The following is a 20,644-nucleotide window of genomic DNA, read 5'->3' on the forward strand; positions in this document are numbered from 1 at the left end:
AATGCGTGGCTAGAGCAGCACAGCAGGGATTATCCGGTCGTCAAAAGGCAGCCATTCTTTTGATTAGTCTAGGACCTGAAGTATCCGCTCAAATCTTCAAGCATTTGCGTGAAGAAGAAATTGAGCAATTAACGTTGGAAATTGCAAATGTCAGAAAAGTCGATTCTATCGACAAAGAGTCCATCCTCTCGGAATTTCACCAAATCTGTTTGGCTCAGGAGTTTATCTCTCAAGGCGGTATCGCCTATGCCAAGGATATTTTGGAGAAAGCCTTGGGGAACCAAAAAGCGCTTGATGTGATCAATCGCTTAACGGCCACACTTCAGGTCAGGCCATTCGATTTTGCCAGAAAAGCGGACCCTGCTCAAATCTTGAACTTTATCCAGAATGAAAACTCACAAACGATCGCTCTTGTCCTTTCCTATTTACAATCCGAGCAGGCTTCCATTATTCTTTCTTCCTTGCCTCAAGAGAAGCAGGCTGATGTAGCCAAGAGAATCGCTCTCATGGACAGCACCTCGCCAGAGGTAATCAGCCAAGTGGAGCGCGTGCTTGAACAAAAGCTGTCATCGACAGTTACTCAGGATTATACGAATGCAGGCGGTATTTCTGCCATCGTGCAGATATTGAACGGGGTTGACCGAGGAACGGAAAGAACGATTCTCGATTCGCTGGAAATTCAGGATCCCGAGCTTGCTGAAGAGATCAAAAAACGGATGTTTGTTTTTGAAGACATCGTCAATGTCGACAATCGCTCCATTCAACGGATTATCCGTGATATCGAGAATGCCGATCTGCAGCTCGCACTTAAGGTTGCAAGTGAGGAAGTTCGTGAAGCGATCTTCAAGAATATGTCCAAACGTATGGCAGAAACCTTCCGGGAAGAAATGGAATTTATGGGCCCAGTTCGCTTGCGTGATGTAGAGGAAGCTCAAACCCGAATCGTTGCTACGATTCGTCGTCTGGAAGAAGCAGGCGAAATCATCATTGCTCGTGGTGGAGGAGATGATATTATTGTCTAATGTCATAAAGCCATTCGGTTATGTAGCCTTAGACGATAAGAAGCTGGTAGAGTCCATTACACCGCTTCACATTTTGCAAGGCGGCCTAATGAATCAAGATGATCCTTTAGGCCATCTAACTCAGGAGCAACGTCAAGAGCTGCACCACGCGAAGGCTATGAAGGATCAGATTCTTCAAGATGCTGAAGAATATGCAAATGAACAAATCCAGAAGACCCTGCAGGAATGTGAGATCATGCGGGAACAGGCTAACGCGCAAATCGATCAATGGTGGCAGGAAAGACGCAGCTTGGATGAAGAAATCGTTCAACAAGCTAAACAATCCGGATTTGACGAGGGCTACCAGGCGGGACTACAGCAAGTCGAAGCGCAGCTTAGACTTGATTATGAGGAAATGCTTCATGAAGCAAGATCGATCCTGGAGCAATCTTATACGCTCAAGCAGCAAATCATTCAGGAGTCCGAGCCTTTCTTAATCGAGATGAGCACTTCGATCGCTGAAAAAGTCATTACTCGACAATTGACAATGTCCCCGGAGTGGGTTATTGAACTCATCCAAAAGGTTCTTGCCAGAAGACGGGAAAAAGGAACGATTACTTTATGTGTAGCGCCCGGACATTTTGGATACCTACAGGACGCTCGTGAAGAGCTGTTGACGGCGATTGATTCCCAAGCTGAGCTTGAGATCATTCCGGATTCCACAGTGCTTGATCATGGCTGTGTGATACGTTCTTCATTTGGCAGCGTCGATGCGCGTATTGATACACAGCTCAAGGAAATCAAATCAGCTCTGCAGCAAATAGCGATAAACCATGAAGGTGAGACGTCATGAGCAGTATCCTGCAGCAAGCTGAAAAATATAAAGAACATTTGGCGCAGATTGATCCTATTCGGGTCAATGGAAAAGTAACACAGGTCATCGGTTTAACAGTTGAATCTGAAGGGCCGGATGTCAGCATTGGTGATTTATGTTACATCTATCCATTGAAATCAAGTAAACCCCTAAAGGCAGAAGTCGTAGGATTTCGCAGCAATAAAGTAGTGTTGATGCCGCTGGGTACACTGGATTCCATTGGCCCAGGCTGCGATGTTGTTGGAACAGGCAAGCCATTAACGGTTCAAGTAGGGCATGAGCTGTTAGGTAAAGTTCTGGATGGTCTCGGTCAGCCGCTCGATGGTTCCTTCCTGCCGTCAAGGATGCCGCATTATTCAACCAACAGCGCTCCCGGCAATCCGCTATCCCGACCGCGAGTGCTTACCCCGATCAGTGTAGGTGTCCGCTGCATAGATGGACTTCTGACCATAGGCAAAGGTCAACGGGTGGGCATCTTCGCCGGTTCCGGAGTAGGAAAGAGCACATTGATGGGCATGATCGCCCGCAATACCTCCGCAGATGTGAATGTGATCGCCCTTATCGGTGAACGCGGACGCGAAGTGCTCGATTTTATCGAAAGGGATCTCGGCCCCGAGGGTTTGGCACGATCGGTCGTCATTGTAGCTACATCAGACCAGCCTGCACTTGTCAGGATCAAAGGTGCCATGATCGCAACGAGCATTGCCGAATATTTTCGGGATCGCGGACTTAATGTGATGCTGATGATGGATTCTGTAACACGCTTTGCCATGGCGCAAAGAGAGGTTGGCCTTGCCGTTGGCGAACCGCCAGCTACTCGAGGCTACACCCCGTCCGTATTTGCGATGCTGCCCAGACTGCTGGAAAGATCGGGCACAGGACCAAAAGGCTCTATAACTGCTTTTTACACGGTATTGGTCGATGGCGATGATATGAATGAGCCTATAGCTGATGCAGTGAGAGGGATTCTGGATGGTCATATCGTACTTGATCGAAGTTTGGCGAATAAAGGACATTACCCGGCCATCGATGTGCTGTCCAGTGTAAGCCGTGTGATGAAGGAAATTGTTTCGGATGAGCACTCCGAAGCAGCGGAAACGCTCAAGCGGATGCTGTCTATATATAAAGATTCGGAAGATCTCATCAATATTGGGGCGTACCAGCGAGGATCCAATCCGCAGATTGATCTGGCTATGCAATATATTCAAGCCATTTGGGATTATACCAAGCAAAGAATCACGGAAAAGCTGACCTTTGAGGAAGCTCACGAACGTTTAATTCAAGAATTTTATCAGAAATGAGGCGCAGTTGAATGAAGTTTAAGTACTCTTTTCAACAAATCGTCAATCTTAAGAATAATGAAAAAACGCAGGCTGAATGGATTTTATCAGAAGCCTTAGATCGGCTTCGTACGGAAGAGTCAAGCTTGTATGACCTCTCGGAGCAAAAACTGGAGCTGTCCGAACAGCTTGCTGATGTTTCCGAAAGCGCCACAACGATTTCTCAAATGCTCGTCTATCAAAATTATTTGAACCATCTGAATCAGCAGATACTGAAAAAGAATGCAGAAGTTCAATTAGCCCAGAATGTTGTCGTCAAAAAGCAGGAGCATCTTTCCGAGAAGGTGATTGACGAGAAGGTCTGGACCAAAGCCAGAGAAAGAGCTTACAGCCAGTATAAAATTGAATCAGGCCGTAAAGAGCAGGATGTATTGGATGAAATCTCGACCAACCGCTTTAAACGATTATCCTAGCCGTTTTATATTTGAACTATGTTGAAGGAGGGAAGAGAAAATGAATGAGACGCATATAGAAGGCTCATCTTCTTCCTACAGCTTGATGGAAAGGTTTTTAATTTGGTTCGCCATACCTTTCATATTTACAGCTGTGCTGCTTGGAGTTCTGCTTTCGGTCTTCGGTTATGACATAAAAAGCAGCATTCAAAAAACGCTGCACAATATGCCGGTCATTGGCAGTGTTGTTCCTGCGCCAGCCGTTAAACCGGATGCTTCCGCAGCTCCAGGAAAAACACCAACCAATCAACAAAACTTGCAAAACAAGGATGATCAGATTGCGGCACTGAATACCAAAGTGCTGGAGCTTCAGGCTGCCCTGCAAAAATCGGACAGTGTCTCTCAGCAAAAGGATCAAGGACTGAAGGATATTACGGCTAAGAATACAGCGCTTATGGACCAGCTTAAAACCAAAACACAGACGGATGAAGAATACAAAAATCAAATTACCCAGCTAGCCACCCTCTATGCCAGCATGTCAGCGAGTAAAGCAGCACCGATCATGGAAAACCTTACACCGAAAGAAATGGTTCTTGTTTTCAGTATGATGAAACCCGCCAGCCGGGGACCCATTTTGGAAAAGATGGATCCGAAAAAAGCAGCTGAAGCTTCAATCGGCTTAAAGGATATTGTGCCGGTCAAGGATCAGGAGATAGCCGCGCTTCAAGAGAGATTAACCATTAATGGGGCAAATGAAACAGCTGCCTCGAAAAAAGTCAGCAAATCCGATCTGGCGCTTACTTTTGCGAATATGATCCCAAAAAATGCAGCCATAATTTTGCTGGAAATGAATAAATCCAATTCAGATAAAGTGCTGTCTATCTTTACCTCCATGGATAACGCAAGTAGATCCAAGGTGATGACGGCCCTATCGGATTTGTCCAAGGAAACGGCTGCATCGATAACGGCGAAACTTGCCCCATAAACGGTTAGGTTCCATGAAGGGAGGTGAAAAAATGGATATCTCAATGATGACGGCTCCAACTGCAGTCAATTCAACAGCAACACCGGCAACAGGTACTGCTAATCAACAAGCTGTGAATGCATCCGGCAAATCACAGGCAGCTTCAAAAGGCGGACTCACGTTCACACAGCTGCTCGATGGCCAAATGAAGCAAGAAAGCATTACGGTGCCCACTGATGCTGCAATGACGTTGGCAGGACTTATTCAAATGCTCCAAAGCCTAACTCTGCCGATCCAGAATGTCGTGCAAACCCAGAATAAGAGTGAGACTGCTGGCGGACTTCCTGTGATACTTCTTAAAGCCATGAACAGCAATGAGGCTCTCGCGAATAAACTCTTGCAAGACCCTAATCTGATTCAGTGGTTTCAGCAGACGCAAGAAATTCTCGGCGCTCTGTCAGGTAATGATGCAGTCCCTGTGAAAGCTGCTGGTATTCCGCAATCCGCATTGAACACCAAGAACCTGCAGGCGCAAAATACACTTTTGACCCTTGCATCGATGCTTAAGGAGCAGCCGAATAACGCAGTTCTTCAGCACATTACGCAGGATTTGCAAAAGCTGATTGAACCCTTGCTGCCTCAGCTCGCTCTTGGATTAAATCCTGCTCCGGCAAGCCAAAACCCCGCAGCAGACCCTGCCGGTTTTGAAGCAGCTGGAAATCAGGCAATTGCCAATGGTTTGCCAATTCACAAGGCTTCAATGAAGCAATCAGGGCCGCTCGCAGCAAGCCAGCCTGATGCCGGAAAGCAGAGCTACAAATCGGATGAAGGCATAGCCAATGTGGTTACCGTTCAACCAGTCAAGTCACAGCTTGAATGGTTAGCAGCTAAGAATGCGGTAAATGCGAGCTACAATTCGCTGCCGATCACAGAAACGAAACAGGAACAACTGCCTCAGCTGACAGCAGATCCAACGGCGAGCAACAGCCCAATCCTGCAGTTTACGGATATGCTAAAGGCACCTTTGCCAACAGAAGCTGTCGTGAAACCTGCAACTCAGACTATTTACGCGGCTAACTTTGCCCAGGACATGACCGAGCATATGCTGAAAAACATGAAGATCACACTGGCTGACGGCATATCTGAAGCGAAGCTTTCCTTATTTCCCAAAAATCTGGGACATGTTGATGTGAAAATCACGATGCATGAAGGACATTTGACCGCTCAATTTGCGGCAGACTCATTGGCAGGCAAGCAAATGCTGGAAAGTCAGCTTCCACAGCTTAGGCAATCGCTGCAAAGCCAAGGACTTCTTGTAGAAAAGCTGGAAGTCACGCAAAACCTGAATACGCAATCCGGTATGTTTCAGGACCAGCGGCAAGGTCAGTGGACTGGGCAAAACTTTAGACCAACAAAGAGCAAATCGTCTGCAAGCTATGAGTTGGACAATGTTGAATTTATTCAACAGCTCTCAAGCGCGGCTCAGATGAGAAGTGCAGCCTATAACAACTCATTTGATGTAACTGCTTAAGGGCAATGATCGAAACAGTCATCCAGAGGGAGGTGATCATATGGCTGATCCCATTGTCGGCAGCGTAGATTCTTTGATTAACAAAACACCAGTCAGCAAGAAGACTGGCGGCAATTCTTTAGGCAAAGACGACTTCCTGAAAATTTTAATCACCCAGCTCAAATATCAGGATCCCTCACAACCTTTGCAGGACAAAGAATTTATCGCACAAATGGCACAATTTACTTCCGTCGAGCAGCTTAGCAATATGGCCAGTGAAATGAAGCTTCTCAGGCAATCGCTCGGCACATCTTCAGATTTGATCGGCAAAACGGTATCCTGGCTAAGCAAGGATAGTACCGGAATATCCATTGAAAAGACAGGCAAAGTGGATTCGATCACATTTAAGAATGGCAACCAATTTATCAATGTGGGCGGGGAAGCCCTTACGGTGAGCCAACTCACGAAAATTGCCAATATCGGAGGTACAGGGTAAATGGAAAGAATATCGATAGGGCAGCTTTATCCGAGTGCAGTTCCTCCTGCGTCAACAAGACGCGCAGCCCTACAGACACCTGCGGCACAACCCGGTAACCCAAGCTTTCAAAACATCCTGCAAGATCAATTGGTACGTTTCAGCCATCATGCGGAAGCGAGGCTGGAGCAGCGCGGCATTCAATTGCAGCCCGAACAACTGTCCAAGCTGGGATCGGCCATCGATCAAGCTGCTGCCAAAGGGGCCAAGGATGCTTTAATGTTAATGGGCTCCGTAGCGCTTATTGTGAACATTCCCAATCGAACAGTAGTGACGGCGATGGATGGCAGCGCAATGAAAGACAATGTGTTTACGAAAATTGACAGTGCGGTCGTTATTTCTTAGTCAGGCTGGCCCGAAAATGGAGGCCTGAAGCTGTGGATCGATTGAAGCAGCTTGCCATATTTCAAAACAATTAGGAGGATACCAGATGTTAAGATCTTTATATTCGGGCGTTTCAGGCATGCGTGGATTTCAATTAAAATTAGATGTTATCGGAAATAATATTTCCAATGTAAACACAGTGGGCTTTAAGGGCGGGCGCGTGATGTTCAAGGACATTCTCAGCCAAACCGTTTCCGGTGTAAGTTCTCCGGACACCACCCGCGGAGGTGTGAACGCTAAGCAAGTTGGACTTGGCGTAGCTACTGCGTCCATTGATACGGTTCATACACCAGGCAGCGCAATGACTACGAATGTAGTAACCGATATAAGAATCAATGGCGATGGATTTTTCGCCGTGGGTATTGAGGGTCAAGGAGCTACTCCTTATCTGACCAGAGCAGGCAACTTTACCCTGGACTCCAACCGCAACCTGGTGAATGCGGAAGGCTTGCATGTGTTCGGTACAGATGGAGCCAACATCGCACTTGCCGACACAGTCACGGCATTTTCCATCGCCCAAAACGGTGATATCGTTGCGGTCAATCAAGATGGAACATCCGCACCTACCGGTCAAAAAGTTGCCGTCGTCAAGGTAACGAATCCGGCTGGCTTGGAGAAAATCGGGGGCAACTTGTACCGCATGACTCCGAATGCCAACAATGGTTCAGCCATTACCCTTTCTGCTCCAGGTGATGCTACTCTGGGAACGGGCACCCTCATTTCAGGCGAGCTGGAAATGTCCAACGTGGACCTCACCAGCGAGTTTACCGAGATGATCATTGCGCAGCGTGGTTTCCAAGCCAACTCCCGGATCATTACGACTTCGGATGAAATTCTCAATGAAGTTGTTAATTTGAAACATTAATAGTTCGCTAAGCTTCACATAACCAATGGGGGAGGAACCGCTCCCCCTAGTATTTTAGATTAAGCTTACGAAGTCAGTTTTGCTAAAGCACTCAAGATTAAGCTTACGAAGTCAGTTTTGCTAAAGCAAAACTCAAGATTAAGCTTACGAGGTCAGTTTTGCTAAAGCAAAACTCAAGATTAAGCTTACGAAGTCAGTTTTGCTAAAGCAAAACTCAAGATTAAGCTTACGAAGTCAGTTTTGCTAAAGCAAAACTCAAGATTAAGCTTACGAAGTCAGTTTTGCTAAAGCAAAACTCAAGATTAAGCTTACGAAGTCAGTTTTGCTAAAGCAAAACTCAAGATTAAGCTTACGAAGTCAGTTTTGCTAAAGCAAAACTCAAGATTAAGCTTACGAAGTCAGTTTTGCTAAAGCAAAACTCTAAGGAGGAGAATATGATCTCTCTCACTCGTTTAAATGGCAAGCCGATTATAGTGAACGCAATTCTGATAGAAACCCTTGAAGAAACGCCGGACACCATGATTACTTTGACAACAGGCAAGAAGATAACAGTTCTCGAAAAGGGAACTGCTGTGGTAAGCTTAGTGCAAACCTACATGAAAGAAATTGGCTCGATCCGAGCTACAATTAAGTCCATGGATACGGAGGGCTCGTAGGTGTTTAAGAACAGGATATTTATTTTGGCCGTTTCCATATTGATTGCAATCACTCTTATTCTAGTAGCCGCCTTTGTCCTTTGGAACTTTATGGACAAAAGCGCCAGCTCTGCAAATCCGGCGGATGCGGCAAAAACAGCGGCAAGCAAGGTGAAGCCTACCAAACCTCCGACAGCAGCTGAGGTTCAGGCGAATACGGTTATTATTAAGGATATTTTGACTAACTTATCCAGCAATAAAAACTTTGTAAAGCTAAGCCTGGCTTTTGAAATGGAAAATGCAAAAGCCAAAACGGAATTCGATCACCTTGTTGAATCTACGGTAAAAGGCACAGTTGTGCGGATTTTGGCGGATGTCAATCCAGAGCAAATTCAAGGCAGCAAAGGTCAGGATTTTCTAACTTCAACCTTGCTCAACAAGCTGAATCCCCTGATGCAGGACGGCAAAATCAGACAAATATGGATTACGGATATGGTGCTTCAATAGTTCCTTTAGAACTTGCTTAAGGAGGTGACTCAAATGGTTGATGTATTATCGCAAAATGAGATCGATGCTTTGCTTGCTGCTTTGTCTTCAGGTGAAATGGATGCGGAAGAGCTCAAAAAGGAAGATACGCAGAAAAGGGTACGATCTTATGATTTTAAAAGGGCGGTACGCTTTTCCAAGGATCATATTCGAAGCTTGACTCGAATCCATGAGAACTTTGCGCGATATTTGACGACATATTTTTCTGCTCAGCTTAGAACCTTCGTTCAAATAAGTGTAGTTCAAGTGGAACAATTGCCTTACGACGAATTTATTCGCTCGATCCCCAAGATGACCATTTTGAACATCTTTGAAGCAGAACCTTTAGAGGGTCGAATGGTTCTCGAAGTTCATCCTAACGTAGCCTTTGCCATGCTGGATCGATTGCTGGGCGGTACCGGCACGTCTCCAACAAAAATCAGTTCATTAACCGAAATTGAAACTATCGTGATGGAACGAATTTTTAGCAGAGCTTTTGACAGCTTGCAGGAGGCATGGAAAACCATCATCGATATTTCGCCAAGGCTCGAAGCATTGGAAACAAATCCACAATTTATGCAAATTGTCTCTCCCAATGAAACGATCGCCCTCATATCTCTCAGCACGAAAATTGGAGACACGACCGGGATGATTAACCTATGTATCCCTCATGTCGTCATTGAACCCATCATGCCGAGGTTATCCGTACATCATTGGTTTGTCTCTCAGAAAAAGACAAGAGCACCCGAGGAAGTGGAAGCACTCCAGTCCCGGCTTACCAAAGCCAAACTCCCGATTATTGCTGAACTTGGAAGTACGGAAATTACGATTCGTGAATTTTTGGGACTGATGCCAGGTGACGTGATCTCGCTGCTCAAATCAACGGAAGATCCCTTGCAGATCAAAGTTGGCGAAAAGCTTAAATACTATGGCAGTCCAGGGACGGTAAAGGGCAAAATGGCCGTCCAAATTACTGAGATTGTTCATGAAGGAGAAGAAGAGCATGACGAATAATAAAGATTATTTGTCTCAAGAAGAAATTGATGCCCTGTTAAAGCAATCTTCAGATGACGATATGCAGGATTCTGATCCTTCTGTTTTGCCTTCAAGAGTGGAAGACTTCCTTACTTCTTTGGAGCAGGATGCGCTTGGAGAAATCGGCAATATCACATTTGGTAGCGCTGCGACAGCCTTATCAACTTTGCTCGGTAAAAAAGTAGATATTACAACTCCACAGGTTTCCATTATTTCCAGAGATGAGCTTGAAGAGGAATTTCCAAAGCCTCATGTAGCGGTTCATGTGAATTATGTGGATGGTTTTAACGGCACCAATCTGCTCGTGATCAAAACACGGGACGCTCAAGTCATTGCAGATTTAATGATGGGCGGAGACGGAACCGGCGGTCAGGAGGATTTGGACGAGATCCATATCAGTGCGGTACAAGAAGCTATGAATCAAATGATGGGTTCTTCCGCTACCTCAATGTCTACCATTTTTAATCGCTTTGTCAACATTTCACCGCCTGGCATAGATATCATGAATTTGTCGAAAGGCAAGGGATCGCTGCCTGACGAAGCAGTATTTATCAAGATATCCTTTCATCTGACTATTGGTGACCTGATCGATTCAACCATCATGCAGCTCGTGCCCGTTAAATTCGCCAAAGAAATGGTATCGATTCTAATGGGTAGTGTTTCGGAATCGGAAATCTCAGCTTTTGGCGTATCTGAAGAATACACAGCAGAAGCACCGGTGTATCAAGAGCCGCCAAAAGCGCCGCAACCGCTTGTGCAGCCTGCGTTTGAATCACCGCCGATGCAGCAGCCCATGTATCAACAACCTATGTATCAGCAGCCCCCCATGGGCCAACCTATATATCCGCCCCAGCAGCAGCCCATGTACCAGCAGCCTTCTCCAGGCTACGGAGAAATGCCAAACCGCAACGTCAACGTACAACCCGTTCAATTCGGCAATCTGCAATCCGGTCCAGCTGCGCATACCGATGAAACCAATCTTGGCTTGCTGCTGGATATACCGCTGAAGGTCACCGTAGAACTGGGCAGGACGCAAAAGGTAATCAAAGATATCCTTGAGTTGTCCCAAGGTTCCATCGTAGAGCTGGATAAGCTTGCCGGTGAGCCTGTTGATATCTTGGTCAACAATAAGCTGATTGCCAAAGGCGAGGTCGTTGTCATCGATGAAAACTTTGGGGTTCGGGTCACAGATATTGTAAATCAGTGGGAACGAATTCAGAAGCTACAATAACTTACTATATCTAGGAGGACTGTTTATTAATGGCAAACCGAATTCTTATTGTGGATGATGCTGCATTTATGCGAATGATGATCCGTGACATTTTATCAAAAAACGGATATGAGGTTTGCGGTGAAGCCAATGATGGGGCACAAGCCATTGAGAAGTTCAAAGAATTGAAGCCTGACCTGATCACCATGGATATTACAATGCCTGAAATGGATGGAATCCATGCTCTGAAAGAAATCAAAAAGCTGGAACCTAATGCCAAGGTGATTATGTGTTCCGCCATGGGGCAGCAAGCGATGGTTATCGATGCTATTCAAGCTGGAGCGAAGGACTTTATCGTGAAGCCGTTTCAAGCAGACCGGGTTATTGAAGCAATCAAGAAAACTCTGGGATAAGAAGATGAGGATCGCAATCAGCAGTTTCATCTTTTTGTTTTCAGTAAGCAGTGTGAGTTTGGCCGCCCAAACAGATAAACCCCAAGATCCGGGTCTCGCGATCACAGGAACCTTTGATACGATCAAAATGATTGGACAAGTGATGTTCTTTCTTATATTGATTATTGCTTTGTTTTTTGTGCTAATTAGATTTTTAGCCAAAAAAAATCAATATTCACCATTTGGAAGATCGATTCGCTCCCTCGGCGGTGTTCCGCTGGGCACAAACAAATCCATTCAAATCGTTGAGATCGGCCACTCCCTTTTTGTAGTAGGGGTAGGGGAAAACATTCAAATGCTGGAGAAAATTGATGATCCCGAGGAGGTTGCTTATGTGACGGAGCTGCTGACTTCCGCTCAATCGGATCAAGCAAGTTTTCTATCCGTGGGCAAATGGATCGAAAAGCTGCGTGGCAGCAAAAGGGAAATTGAGGAGGAGGTCGAAATTACCTCATCCTTCCAGCAGGTGTTTCACGATAAGCTGCAGCGGGTTACAACTCGGAACAAAAATGTGGAAGAATGGCTATCGGATCAAAAACAAAAGGATCGGTTGAATGATAAATGAAGAAACGTACTTTAGCACTCATTTTGCTTTTGTTTTTATGCTCATTGTGCTTTGGTGGATCGACCTTCGCAGCCCAAACGAATCCGAATAATCCGATTCCGGGAATCAGTGTCAACATAGGCTCAAGCGGATCCAGCGGAGCCTCAAGCACAATCACCATTCTGCTTTTACTTACGGTGTTAAGTATCGCGCCTTCCATCCTTGTACTCATGACCAGCTTCACACGTATTGTCATCGTCCTTGGTTTTGTCCGTACCTCGCTCGGAACGCAGCAAATGCCGCCGAATCAGGTATTGGTCGGGTTGGCCTTATTCTTGACCTTCTTTATTATGGCGCCCACCATTGGCGAAATTAACCAAACTGCGCTGCAGCCGTTTCTCAAAGGAACCATAGATCAAACAGAAGCCTTGAAGCAGGCATCGCTGCCGATTAAAAAATTTATGTATAGTCATACGCGTGAAAAAGACTTAATGCTGTTTCTGGATTATACGAAGGCTCCCAAACCTAAGGGAATTGAAGATACGCCGATAACAGCCATTGTTCCGGCTTATGCGATCAGTGAATTGAAATCCGCATTCCAAATGGGATTTATGATTTTCATCCCGTTTCTGGTCATCGATATGGTGGTCTCCAGTACCTTAATGGCCATGGGAATGATGATGCTGCCGCCCGTTATGATCTCACTTCCATTCAAGATTCTGCTGTTTATTTTGGTAGATGGCTGGTATCTGGTCGTGAAGTCCTTGCTCCTGAGCTACAGTACATAACCATGAATGGCCCTAGAAGACGGAGGTCTCCCTAATGAGTTCGGAGTTTGTTATCAAAATTGCCAGTGAGGCTGTCTACACGGTGCTCAAGGCCAGCGCCCCGATGCTGCTGATTGGCTTGGTCGTGGGTCTGATCATCAGTATTTTTCAAGCAACCACACAAATTCAAGAGCAGACGCTTGCATTTGTTCCCAAAATCGTAGCCGTTTTGCTTTCCATATTGATATTTGGTCCCTGGATTCTCAATTCGTTGGTTGATTTCACCTATAATTTGCTGAACAACCTTTACAAATTTGTCGGTTAGGTTGTGAAGGAGCATGGAGCAATTCTTTCTGGTTTGGCCTAATCTCATGCTTATCTTTTGTCGAATAACCGCATTCTTTGTCACAGTGCCGGTATATTCTTCAAGAAATGTGCCTATCACATTTAAAATCGGCTTTTCCGTATTTATGACTTTCATCATCTTTGCCATCCTTGGCACCAGTAATCCGGTTCCAATGGATTCGCAATATGTGCTATTGATCCTTAGAGAAATATTGGTTGGCGTGCTGCTCGGATTTCTCGTTTATCTGTTTTTCACCGCTGTGCAAACAGCTGGTTCGTTCATGGATATTCAGATCGGCTTTGGGATTGCCAATGTCATTGATCCCATGACCGGGGCATCTGCTCCGATGATAGGCAACCTGAAGTATATGATAGCGATGCTGTTATTTTTGGCTTTTGACGGACATCACTTTTTAATTCGCGCCATCATTGAAAGCTACCAATGGATTCCGATTCAAAACGAGCTGTTCGCGCGAATCTACAACGGTCAAATTTCGGAGTTTCTGTTTAAATCCTTTTCCGCCATGTTTTACCTGGCTTTTCAATTGGCAGCGCCTGTTATTGCTGTCATGTTCCTAACCGATTTAGGACTTGGTTTATTGACTCGTGTAGCTCCACAGTTCAATGTTTTCGTAGTGGGAGCTCCGCTCAAGATGATTCTTGGTTTTATGGTCATCATTATTGTGTTCCCTGAGCTGATTACAATGTTTCACGGCTTGTTTGTCACGATCGAGGATTCCATCTATAAATTGATGAGGCTTATATCTTTAGGAGGTTAACCGTGTCCCAGTTTCGATTGCAGCTGGATCTTCAATGGTTTGCCGGAGAGAAAACGGAATCTGCTACTCCGAAGAAAAGGGAGGAATCCCGTAAAAAGGGCCAGGTTGCAAAAAGCATGGAATTGCCCGCAGCCTTTATCTTATTTTTTGCATTTTTCTCCTTTTATTTATTTGGCGGCTACATGAAAGATAAGATGGTCAATATGTTCAGGCATGTTCTCCTGAATGAACTGACCATGAATGTTACCGTGGAAAATATACAGGTGCTTTTCAGCAATTTGGTCATTCAAGGTATGTTTTTACTGGCGCCGATTATGATCATTACCCTGGTTATTGCGATATTGGGAAATTATTTACAGATTGGTTTTATGTTCACGGGCGATCCGCTTATGATGAAGTTTAACAAAATTAATCCGATAGAAGGCTTCAAGCGATTGTTCTCCATGAGAGTGGTCATCGATTTTCTCAAATCCTTTCTTAAGCTGTCTATTATCGGTTATGTGGTTTACAGCACTTTATGGAGTGAAAAAGAAAAGCTTTTGGCACTTTCACACACTCCGCTGGAGCAAACCTTCACCTATATTGCCTCGATTACTTTATCGCTGGGAGTAAAAATAGGATTCATTCTCATCGTCCTTGCGATATTTGATTTTATTTATCAGAAATATGAGTTTGAAAAAAGCATCAAGATGTCGAAACAGGACATCAAGGACGAATATAAAAAATCAGAGGGCGATCCTTTAATCAAAGGAAAAATCCGCCAACGCCAGCGGCAGATGGCCATGCAGCGCTTGATGCAGGAAGTGCCCAAGGCCGATGTAATCATCACGAATCCGACCCACTTCGCGGTTGCGTTGAAATACGAGGCAGGCCGGATGCAGGCACCCGTAGTGCTGGCTAAAGGGAAGGACTATATCGCACTTCGAATGAAAGAAATCGCCAAAGAACATGGTGTTATGACAATGGAAAATAAACCGCTGGCCAGAGCGATATACGCACAGGTTGAAATCGGGGAAGCCATTCCCGCAGATCTATTCCAAGCCGTCGCGGAAGTACTGGCCTATGTATATAAAGTAAAAGGTCGAACAAGTTGAAGAGAGGAGGAGGTACACCATTATGAAACTGAGAGATTTGGTTGTGTTGATAGGGATCATTGGAATCGTTTTGATGATGGTTGTGCCTGTACCTATCTTTTTATTGGATTTCTTATTGATTATCAATATTTCCCTAGCCCTGTTGATCATCCTGGTTGCCATGAATACGAATGAAGCATTACAGTTTTCCATCTTTCCTTCGCTCTTGCTCATTACAACCCTTTTCAGACTTGCGCTCAATGTCTCGACAACCAGAAATATCCTGGCTAATGCCGAAGCCGGCAACGTGGTCAGAACGTTTGGTTCATTCGTGGCAGCGGGCAATATCGTGGTTGGCTTCGTCGTCTTCCTGATTCTTGTCCTGGTTCAGTTTATTGTGATCACCAAAGGTTCCGAGCGGGTTGCGGAAGTCGCTGCCCGATTTACGCTCGATGCGATGCCCGGCAAACAAATGAGTATTGACGCGGATCTCAATGCCGGGTTGATCAACGAAAATCAAGCCAGGGAACGCAGACAAAAAATCGAGCGAGAAGCTGATTTTTATGGAGCCATGGATGGTGCGAGTAAATTCGTCAAAGGGGATGCCATAGCGGGGATCATCATCCTCATCATTAATCTTTTGGGCGGACTTATCATCGGGATGACAATGAAAGGCATGCCCATCATGGAAGCTTTGCAAACCTTCTCCATTCTGACCATAGGTGACGGGCTGGTGAGCCAAATACCGGCGCTTCTCATCTCAACAGCTGCGGGTATCATTGTCACGCGCGCTTCCTCGGAAGGTAATTTGGGACAAGACATCACCATGCAGCTTACCTCACAGCCCAAACTGCTTTATATCGTATCCGGCACCTTGGTGCTTCTGGGTCTTTTTACACCGATTCACTGGTTTACCACGTTTCCGATCGCCGGAGTTTTAACCTTCTCCGCGATGAGAATGCAGCAGAACCTGCAGCGCAAAGCCGTGCAGCAGGAACAACTGGTAGAGGAGCAGCAGATTGAAGAAGTGCGAAGCCCGGAGAGTGTCATCAGCCTTCTGCAGGTAGATCCGATAGAATTCGAGTTCGGCTACGGGCTTATTCCTTTGGCTGATTCCCAGCAGGGAGGGGATCTCCTGGATCGAATCATCCTGATTCGCAGACAGTGTGCGCTGGAGCTCGGAATTGTCGTTCCCGTCATTCGCATTCGGGATAACATTCAGCTTAGACCAAACGAATATATCATCAAAATAAAAGGCAACACAGTAGCTCGCGGCGAATTGTTACTCAACCACTACTTGGCCATGAGCCCCGGCATAGATGATGATTCCATAACTGGTATCGAAACGACCGAACCGGCCTTTGGATTGCCTGCCATATGGATTGATGACATCACCAAAGAGCGCGCGGAGCTGTCCGGCTATACGGTCGTAGATCCGCCTTCGGTTGTGGCAACCCATCTGACTGAAATTATTAAAAAGCATGCCCACGAGCTGTTAGGCCGTCAAGAAACCAAAGCCCTGGTGGAGAACGTGCGTGAATCTTATCCAGCGCTTGTCGATGATCTAATTCCGACGATATTATCCGTAGGCGATGTCCAAAAAGTACTTTCCAAGCTGCTTAAAGAGAAAATTTCCGTACGTGATTTGGTCAGCATCATGGAAACATTAGCCGATTATGGAGGCTACACCAAGGATCCTGAAATCTTGACAGAATATGTGAGACAAGCCTTATCCAGACAAATTACTCAGCAGTACACTTCCATCGGTGATTCACTAAAAGTGATTACTGTCGGACCTTCCGTGGAAAAGAAAATTGCGGATTCCGTTCAGCAGTCCGACCAAGGAAGCTATCTAGCGCTCGATCCTTCCTCTTCCCAAATTATTTTTCATCGAGTCAGCGAGCAGGTAAGCAAATTAATTCAGTCCGGGCAGCAGCCAGTCATTCTCACATCTCCAACCATACGCATGTATCTTAGACAGCTTCTGGAAAGAACCATGCAGGATATTCCGGTTTTATCCTATAGTGAACTGGAACCAAGCGTAGAAATTCAAAGCATGGGAGTTGTCAATCTATGAGAGTGAAACGCTATGTAGTCGATTCAATGCCGGATGCTCTGCAAAAAATACGCAGTGATTTGGGCAAGGATGCTGTTATTCTAAACACCAAAGAAATTCGTTCCGGCGGTTTTTTAGGGCTTTTCGGCAAAAAAAGGATCGAGGTCTTAGCCGCTACCGATACAAGCGGCGGTGCGAATCATTCAGCGGCTGCAACCCGATCCTCACATACCGTGAGAACTACAGCTGCAGCCACTGCTCGTCATTTAACGCCGCCAGTTGCCGTATTGGAGCAAGAGCATCGTTCTGACTTTCCCGATGTGCCGGATGTCTTGGAAACCTACTCTTCGGCGAAAAAAGAACAAGCCCCGGCTGCTTCCAAAGTGACCAACGCCGCAGCTGCAGCTGCTTATTCACCTCAGACCGGAGTTGTTAAATTAAAGGAAGATCTTCTGCTGGAAGAAATCAAGCAGATGAAGGAAATGATGAGGAAGCTCTCGAGTACCGGCAAGGATGAGGATGCTTTGCCTGAACCGCTGCTTCGCTTGGAGCAGCGTTTGCTGGAGCAGGAAGTAGACTATCCACTCGTTAAGCAAATGATGGACAGGGCCATGCAGGATGCTCTGACCAGCGGAGAAGCGGTGACTGAAGAATCCGCATATTCCTCCATAAGGGAGCAGCTTATCGAGTTGTTTCAGTCGGAGTCGAACAAACAAATTTCAAGCGAAACCAGAGTCGTCCATTTTGTAGGACCTACCGGAGTGGGAAAGACCACGACCATTGCCAAGCTGGCTGCGGAGCAAGTGCTGAAATATCACCGCAAGGTCGGTTTTATTACCTCGGATACGTATCGAATAGCCGCCATCGAGCAGCTGAAAACCTATGCAACCATCTTGAATGTTCCGATAGAGGTCGTGTTCTCACCGCAGGATTTTACCAAAGCATTCCGCCAGCTGGAAGCTTGCGATGTGATTTTCATGGATACAGCAGGCCGGAATTTCCGCAATGAAATGTATGTATCGGAATTGAATGCGCTGCTTAAGACGCAAGGAAACAGTGAAACTATTCTAGTGTTAAGTCTGACAACCAAATATAAGGATATGAAAGCCATAACGAACAATTTCAATAAATTCAAGCTGGATAAAGTGCTGTTCACCAAGATGGACGAAACGGACACTTACGGTTCCATTGTGAATTTGATTCATGATTTTTCCTTGCAGCTTTCCTATGTGACCAATGGCCAAAGCGTACCCGATGATATTTCTGAAATGAATGAAAAGCATATCATTGATCTGTTATTGGAGGCGTCCTCTCATGACTGATCAGGCACAAGGCTTGCGGAATCTGGTACAAATTCAAAATGAACACGGCACGAGAGAGACCAGAGTCATCACGGTGACCAGCGGTAAGGGCGGTGTGGGAAAATCCAACTTCACGCTTAACTTTGCCCTGACGCTTCAGTCTCGCGGTTACAAAGTGCTGGTGTTTGACGCAGATATCGGTCTAGCCAACATCGACGTGTTGATGGGCGTTTCTTCCAAGTACAGCTTGTATCATTTGCTGAAAAAGGAAAAAACGATCTGGGAGATTATCCAGAAGGGCCATAACGATCTCGAATTTATTGCAGGCGGTTCAGGCTTCAACGATCTGCTTAGACTGACAGATGATGAGCTGGATTATTTTGCTAATCAAGTGAATCAACTGAGCGGCTATGTGGACTTTATCATATTCGATACCGGTGCCGGATTATCGAAGGAAACCTTGAAATTCATTTTGGCAGCCGAGGAAACCATCGTCGTGACCACTCCGGAGCCCACTTCGATAACGGACGCCTACGCAATCATCAAAATGGTGAATTCGATGGGGCATAAGGTTCCTTTTACTTTGGTCATCAATCGCGTAACTGATGTTAAAGAGGGCAAACATACTGCCGACAAAATCAGCTTGGTCGCCAAGCAGTTCCTGCATATTGATATCCCCACACTTGGCTTTGTGGATGATGACAACAGCGTATCCAAGGCGGTCAAAAAGCAAATTCCGTTTACGATTGCCTTTCCGAATTCGGCAGCTTCCAAGGACATTCATTCGTTAGTCGACCGATTCATCGCAGGTCAGCAGCAAGGCGACTCCCATCATGCGGGAATTAAGGGCTTTCTGAGCAAAATGATGAAACTACTCAAATGAAACCATCATGATTCAAGAGCAAAAGGAGGAAATGAACTTGGCATCTTATCGCATACTTGTAGTGGATGACTCCGTCTTTATGCGTAAAATCATCAGCGACTTAATTACGGAACATCCTGAGTTTCAAGTAGTCGGTACAGCCAAAAATGGGAAGGAAGCCGTTGAACAGGTGAAGCTTCTTAAGCCCCATGCCATTACTTTGGATGTGGAGATGCCTGTGCTCAACGGTCTGGACGCCTTGCAGCAAATTATGGCCGAGCAGCCTACTCCTACCGTTATGCTCAGCTCATTGACGCAAGAGGGAGCTTCCGAAACCATTCGGGCTTTGGAGCTCGGAGCTTTTGATTTTATCTGCAAGCCTTCAGGCTCGGTTTCCATGGATTTGTACAAAGTGAAGAAGCAGCTTCATGAGACGCTGCAATTTGCCGTCAAATCCAGAGTAAAGCTGCCTGGGCCGAATGATTCAATTCCCCAACCAGCTGCAAAACCGCAAATCGCGATCAAGAATACTTCGAGCTTACCTGCCCTTCCTCAGGAAGGCGCAACGAAATTCAAGCATATGGTTGCCATCGGTACATCCACGGGGGGGCCGAGGGCTCTGCATCAGGTGATTACTCAAATACCGGCAGGATTTCCTGCCCCCATCCTGATCGTGCAGCATATGCCGCCCAACTTTACCAAGTCATTGGCGCAGCGCCTGAATGATGTTTGCCGAATCAAGGTCGTAGAGGCGCAGGATGGAGATATTCTCCAAACTGCTTCTGCCTATATTGCTCCCGGGGGATATCATATGACAGTCCACCGGGATGCAGCTATGGATTATCGGATTCAATTGTCCAAAGAAGAGCCTCGGTCGGGTCATCGCCCTTCCGTAGATGTGATGTTCGAATCTTTGCTTGACTTAAATGATTTACAAAAACACATCGCTCTCATGACAGGGATGGGAAGTGACGGAGCCAAAGCGATGCTGGCTTTGCGGGAATCGGGTGTACCGACTACGATTGCCGAGGCGGAAGAATCCTGTATTGTCTATGGAATGCCCAGAGCGGCCGTTGAGCTCAATGCTGCTATGCATGTCCTTGTCCAGCAGGACATAGCTCCCATGCTGGTAAAAGCAGTTTTAACATAAACAAGTGTCTTGCAGGCAAGATACAACTCGATATGGAGGTGTGCA

Annotated in this window: 23 protein-coding genes; all 23 read left to right on the forward strand. The window is 46.0% G+C overall.

Features of this window, described 5'->3' with window-relative positions; all coding sequences use genetic code 11:
• Nucleotides 1-5 precede the first annotated feature (5 nt).
• The 23 genes from fliG to BLV33_RS02625 all read left to right on the forward strand — a co-directional run bounded on the left by fliG (nucleotide 6) and on the right by BLV33_RS02625 (nucleotide 20,599).
• A complete protein-coding gene (fliG, locus tag BLV33_RS02515; RefSeq protein ID WP_090787989.1) occupies nucleotides 6-1,022 on the forward strand; it encodes a flagellar motor switch protein FliG in 1,017 nt (338 codons plus the stop codon).
• Nucleotides 1,015-1,854 (forward strand): FliH/SctL family protein, encoded by an 840-nt coding sequence (locus BLV33_RS02520; protein WP_090787991.1) that lies wholly within the window; start codon nucleotides 1,015-1,017, stop codon nucleotides 1,852-1,854. Before fliG ends, BLV33_RS02520 begins: the two co-directional genes overlap by 8 nt.
• A complete protein-coding gene (fliI, locus tag BLV33_RS02525; RefSeq protein ID WP_090787993.1) occupies nucleotides 1,851-3,176 on the forward strand; it encodes a flagellar protein export ATPase FliI in 1,326 nt (441 codons plus the stop codon). The genes BLV33_RS02520 and fliI overlap by 4 nt, the downstream gene beginning before the upstream one ends.
• Before the next feature lie 11 nt (nucleotides 3,177-3,187).
• Nucleotides 3,188-3,628, forward strand: a complete 441-nt coding sequence (gene fliJ, locus BLV33_RS02530; protein WP_090787995.1) for a flagellar export protein FliJ — start codon at nucleotides 3,188-3,190, stop codon at nucleotides 3,626-3,628.
• A 40-nt stretch (nucleotides 3,629-3,668) separates the two neighbouring features.
• A complete protein-coding gene (locus BLV33_RS02535) occupies nucleotides 3,669-4,592 on the forward strand; it encodes a MotE family protein (protein ID WP_090787997.1) in 924 nt (307 codons plus the stop codon).
• A 31-nt stretch (nucleotides 4,593-4,623) separates the two neighbouring features.
• Nucleotides 4,624-6,102, forward strand: a complete 1,479-nt coding sequence (locus BLV33_RS02540) for a flagellar hook-length control protein FliK (RefSeq protein ID WP_171908984.1) — start codon at nucleotides 4,624-4,626, stop codon at nucleotides 6,100-6,102.
• A gap of 40 nt (nucleotides 6,103-6,142) precedes the next feature.
• Nucleotides 6,143-6,577: a flagellar hook capping FlgD N-terminal domain-containing protein gene (locus tag BLV33_RS02545; protein ID WP_090787999.1), complete on the forward strand. Its 435-nt coding sequence runs from the start codon at nucleotides 6,143-6,145 to the stop codon at nucleotides 6,575-6,577.
• Nucleotides 6,578-6,961 (forward strand): TIGR02530 family flagellar biosynthesis protein, encoded by a 384-nt coding sequence (locus tag BLV33_RS02550; protein WP_090788001.1) that lies wholly within the window; start codon nucleotides 6,578-6,580, stop codon nucleotides 6,959-6,961.
• A gap of 85 nt (nucleotides 6,962-7,046) precedes the next feature.
• On the forward strand, nucleotides 7,047-7,865 hold the full coding sequence (gene flgG, locus BLV33_RS02555; protein WP_090788003.1) for a flagellar basal body rod protein FlgG: 819 nt from the start codon (nucleotides 7,047-7,049) through the stop codon (nucleotides 7,863-7,865).
• Nucleotides 7,866-8,299: 434 nt separating this feature from the next.
• Nucleotides 8,300-8,521 (forward strand): flagellar FlbD family protein, encoded by a 222-nt coding sequence (locus tag BLV33_RS02560; protein ID WP_090788005.1) that lies wholly within the window; start codon nucleotides 8,300-8,302, stop codon nucleotides 8,519-8,521.
• Nucleotides 8,522-9,007: a flagellar basal body-associated FliL family protein gene (locus BLV33_RS02565; RefSeq protein ID WP_090788007.1), complete on the forward strand. Its 486-nt coding sequence runs from the start codon at nucleotides 8,522-8,524 to the stop codon at nucleotides 9,005-9,007.
• Nucleotides 9,008-9,040: 33 nt separating this feature from the next.
• Nucleotides 9,041-10,039, forward strand: a complete 999-nt coding sequence (gene fliM / locus BLV33_RS02570) for a flagellar motor switch protein FliM (protein ID WP_090788009.1) — start codon at nucleotides 9,041-9,043, stop codon at nucleotides 10,037-10,039.
• Nucleotides 10,029-11,291, forward strand: a complete 1,263-nt coding sequence (gene fliY, locus BLV33_RS02575) for a flagellar motor switch phosphatase FliY (protein WP_090788011.1) — start codon at nucleotides 10,029-10,031, stop codon at nucleotides 11,289-11,291. The genes fliM and fliY overlap by 11 nt, the downstream gene beginning before the upstream one ends.
• Before the next feature lie 29 nt (nucleotides 11,292-11,320).
• Nucleotides 11,321-11,683, forward strand: coding sequence for a response regulator (locus BLV33_RS02580; RefSeq protein ID WP_090788013.1), 363 nt, complete (start codon nucleotides 11,321-11,323; stop codon nucleotides 11,681-11,683).
• Nucleotides 11,684-11,687: 4 nt separating this feature from the next.
• Nucleotides 11,688-12,287, forward strand: coding sequence for a flagellar biosynthetic protein FliO (locus tag BLV33_RS02585; RefSeq protein ID WP_139305674.1), 600 nt, complete (start codon nucleotides 11,688-11,690; stop codon nucleotides 12,285-12,287).
• Nucleotides 12,284-13,054 carry a flagellar type III secretion system pore protein FliP gene (gene fliP / locus BLV33_RS02590; RefSeq protein ID WP_090788017.1) on the forward strand — a complete coding sequence of 257 codons (771 nt, stop codon included), beginning with the start codon at nucleotides 12,284-12,286 and terminating at the stop codon, nucleotides 13,052-13,054. The genes BLV33_RS02585 and fliP overlap by 4 nt, the downstream gene beginning before the upstream one ends.
• A 34-nt stretch (nucleotides 13,055-13,088) precedes the next feature.
• Nucleotides 13,089-13,358 carry a flagellar biosynthesis protein FliQ gene (gene fliQ / locus BLV33_RS02595; protein ID WP_090788019.1) on the forward strand — a complete coding sequence of 90 codons (270 nt, stop codon included), beginning with the start codon at nucleotides 13,089-13,091 and terminating at the stop codon, nucleotides 13,356-13,358.
• Between the two features lie 13 nt (nucleotides 13,359-13,371).
• Nucleotides 13,372-14,157: a flagellar biosynthetic protein FliR gene (gene fliR, locus BLV33_RS02600; protein ID WP_171908985.1), complete on the forward strand. Its 786-nt coding sequence runs from the start codon at nucleotides 13,372-13,374 to the stop codon at nucleotides 14,155-14,157.
• A 2-nt stretch (nucleotides 14,158-14,159) separates the two neighbouring features.
• Nucleotides 14,160-15,251, forward strand: coding sequence for a flagellar biosynthesis protein FlhB (gene flhB / locus BLV33_RS02605; protein ID WP_090788021.1), 1,092 nt, complete (start codon nucleotides 14,160-14,162; stop codon nucleotides 15,249-15,251).
• Between the two features lie 22 nt (nucleotides 15,252-15,273).
• On the forward strand, nucleotides 15,274-17,307 hold the full coding sequence (gene flhA, locus BLV33_RS02610) for a flagellar biosynthesis protein FlhA (protein ID WP_090788023.1): 2,034 nt from the start codon (nucleotides 15,274-15,276) through the stop codon (nucleotides 17,305-17,307).
• Nucleotides 17,304-18,608: a flagellar biosynthesis GTPase FlhF gene (flhF, locus tag BLV33_RS02615; protein WP_090788025.1), complete on the forward strand. Its 1,305-nt coding sequence runs from the start codon at nucleotides 17,304-17,306 to the stop codon at nucleotides 18,606-18,608. Before flhA ends, flhF begins: the two co-directional genes overlap by 4 nt.
• Nucleotides 18,601-19,470: a MinD/ParA family protein gene (locus BLV33_RS02620; RefSeq protein ID WP_090788027.1), complete on the forward strand. Its 870-nt coding sequence runs from the start codon at nucleotides 18,601-18,603 to the stop codon at nucleotides 19,468-19,470. The genes flhF and BLV33_RS02620 overlap by 8 nt, the downstream gene beginning before the upstream one ends.
• A gap of 37 nt (nucleotides 19,471-19,507) precedes the next feature.
• On the forward strand, nucleotides 19,508-20,599 hold the full coding sequence (locus tag BLV33_RS02625) for a protein-glutamate methylesterase/protein-glutamine glutaminase (RefSeq protein WP_090788029.1): 1,092 nt from the start codon (nucleotides 19,508-19,510) through the stop codon (nucleotides 20,597-20,599).
• The last annotated feature ends 45 nt before the right edge of the window (nucleotides 20,600-20,644 follow it).

Origin of the sequence: Paenibacillus sp. GP183, assembly GCF_900104695.1 — a bacterium.
Classification (GTDB): domain Bacteria; phylum Bacillota; class Bacilli; order Paenibacillales; family NBRC-103111; genus Paenibacillus_AI.

Excerpts from the sequence above, each read along its gene's own strand:
- fliI (WP_090787993.1), top strand. The coding sequence starts at position 1,851 with ATGAGCAGTATCCTGCAGCAAGCTGAAAAATATAAAGAACATTTGGCG.
- fliJ (WP_090787995.1), top strand. The coding sequence starts at position 3,188 with ATGAAGTTTAAGTACTCTTTTCAACAAATCGTCAATCTTAAGAATAAT.
- BLV33_RS02535 (WP_090787997.1), top strand. The coding sequence starts at position 3,669 with ATGAATGAGACGCATATAGAAGGCTCATCTTCTTCCTACAGCTTGATG.
- BLV33_RS02540 (WP_171908984.1), top strand. The coding sequence starts at position 4,624 with ATGGATATCTCAATGATGACGGCTCCAACTGCAGTCAATTCAACAGCA.
- BLV33_RS02545 (WP_090787999.1), top strand. The coding sequence starts at position 6,143 with ATGGCTGATCCCATTGTCGGCAGCGTAGATTCTTTGATTAACAAAACA.
- BLV33_RS02550 (WP_090788001.1), top strand. The coding sequence starts at position 6,578 with ATGGAAAGAATATCGATAGGGCAGCTTTATCCGAGTGCAGTTCCTCCT.
- flgG (WP_090788003.1), top strand. The coding sequence starts at position 7,047 with ATGTTAAGATCTTTATATTCGGGCGTTTCAGGCATGCGTGGATTTCAA.
- BLV33_RS02560 (WP_090788005.1), top strand. The coding sequence starts at position 8,300 with ATGATCTCTCTCACTCGTTTAAATGGCAAGCCGATTATAGTGAACGCA.
- fliM (WP_090788009.1), top strand. The coding sequence starts at position 9,041 with ATGGTTGATGTATTATCGCAAAATGAGATCGATGCTTTGCTTGCTGCT.
- fliY (WP_090788011.1), top strand. The coding sequence starts at position 10,029 with ATGACGAATAATAAAGATTATTTGTCTCAAGAAGAAATTGATGCCCTG.
- BLV33_RS02580 (WP_090788013.1), top strand. The coding sequence starts at position 11,321 with ATGGCAAACCGAATTCTTATTGTGGATGATGCTGCATTTATGCGAATG.
- BLV33_RS02585 (WP_139305674.1), top strand. The coding sequence starts at position 11,688 with ATGAGGATCGCAATCAGCAGTTTCATCTTTTTGTTTTCAGTAAGCAGT.
- fliP (WP_090788017.1), top strand. The coding sequence starts at position 12,284 with ATGAAGAAACGTACTTTAGCACTCATTTTGCTTTTGTTTTTATGCTCA.
- fliQ (WP_090788019.1), top strand. The coding sequence starts at position 13,089 with ATGAGTTCGGAGTTTGTTATCAAAATTGCCAGTGAGGCTGTCTACACG.
- fliR (WP_171908985.1), top strand. The coding sequence starts at position 13,372 with ATGGAGCAATTCTTTCTGGTTTGGCCTAATCTCATGCTTATCTTTTGT.
- flhA (WP_090788023.1), top strand. The coding sequence starts at position 15,274 with ATGAAACTGAGAGATTTGGTTGTGTTGATAGGGATCATTGGAATCGTT.
- flhF (WP_090788025.1), top strand. The coding sequence starts at position 17,304 with ATGAGAGTGAAACGCTATGTAGTCGATTCAATGCCGGATGCTCTGCAA.
- BLV33_RS02620 (WP_090788027.1), top strand. The coding sequence starts at position 18,601 with ATGACTGATCAGGCACAAGGCTTGCGGAATCTGGTACAAATTCAAAAT.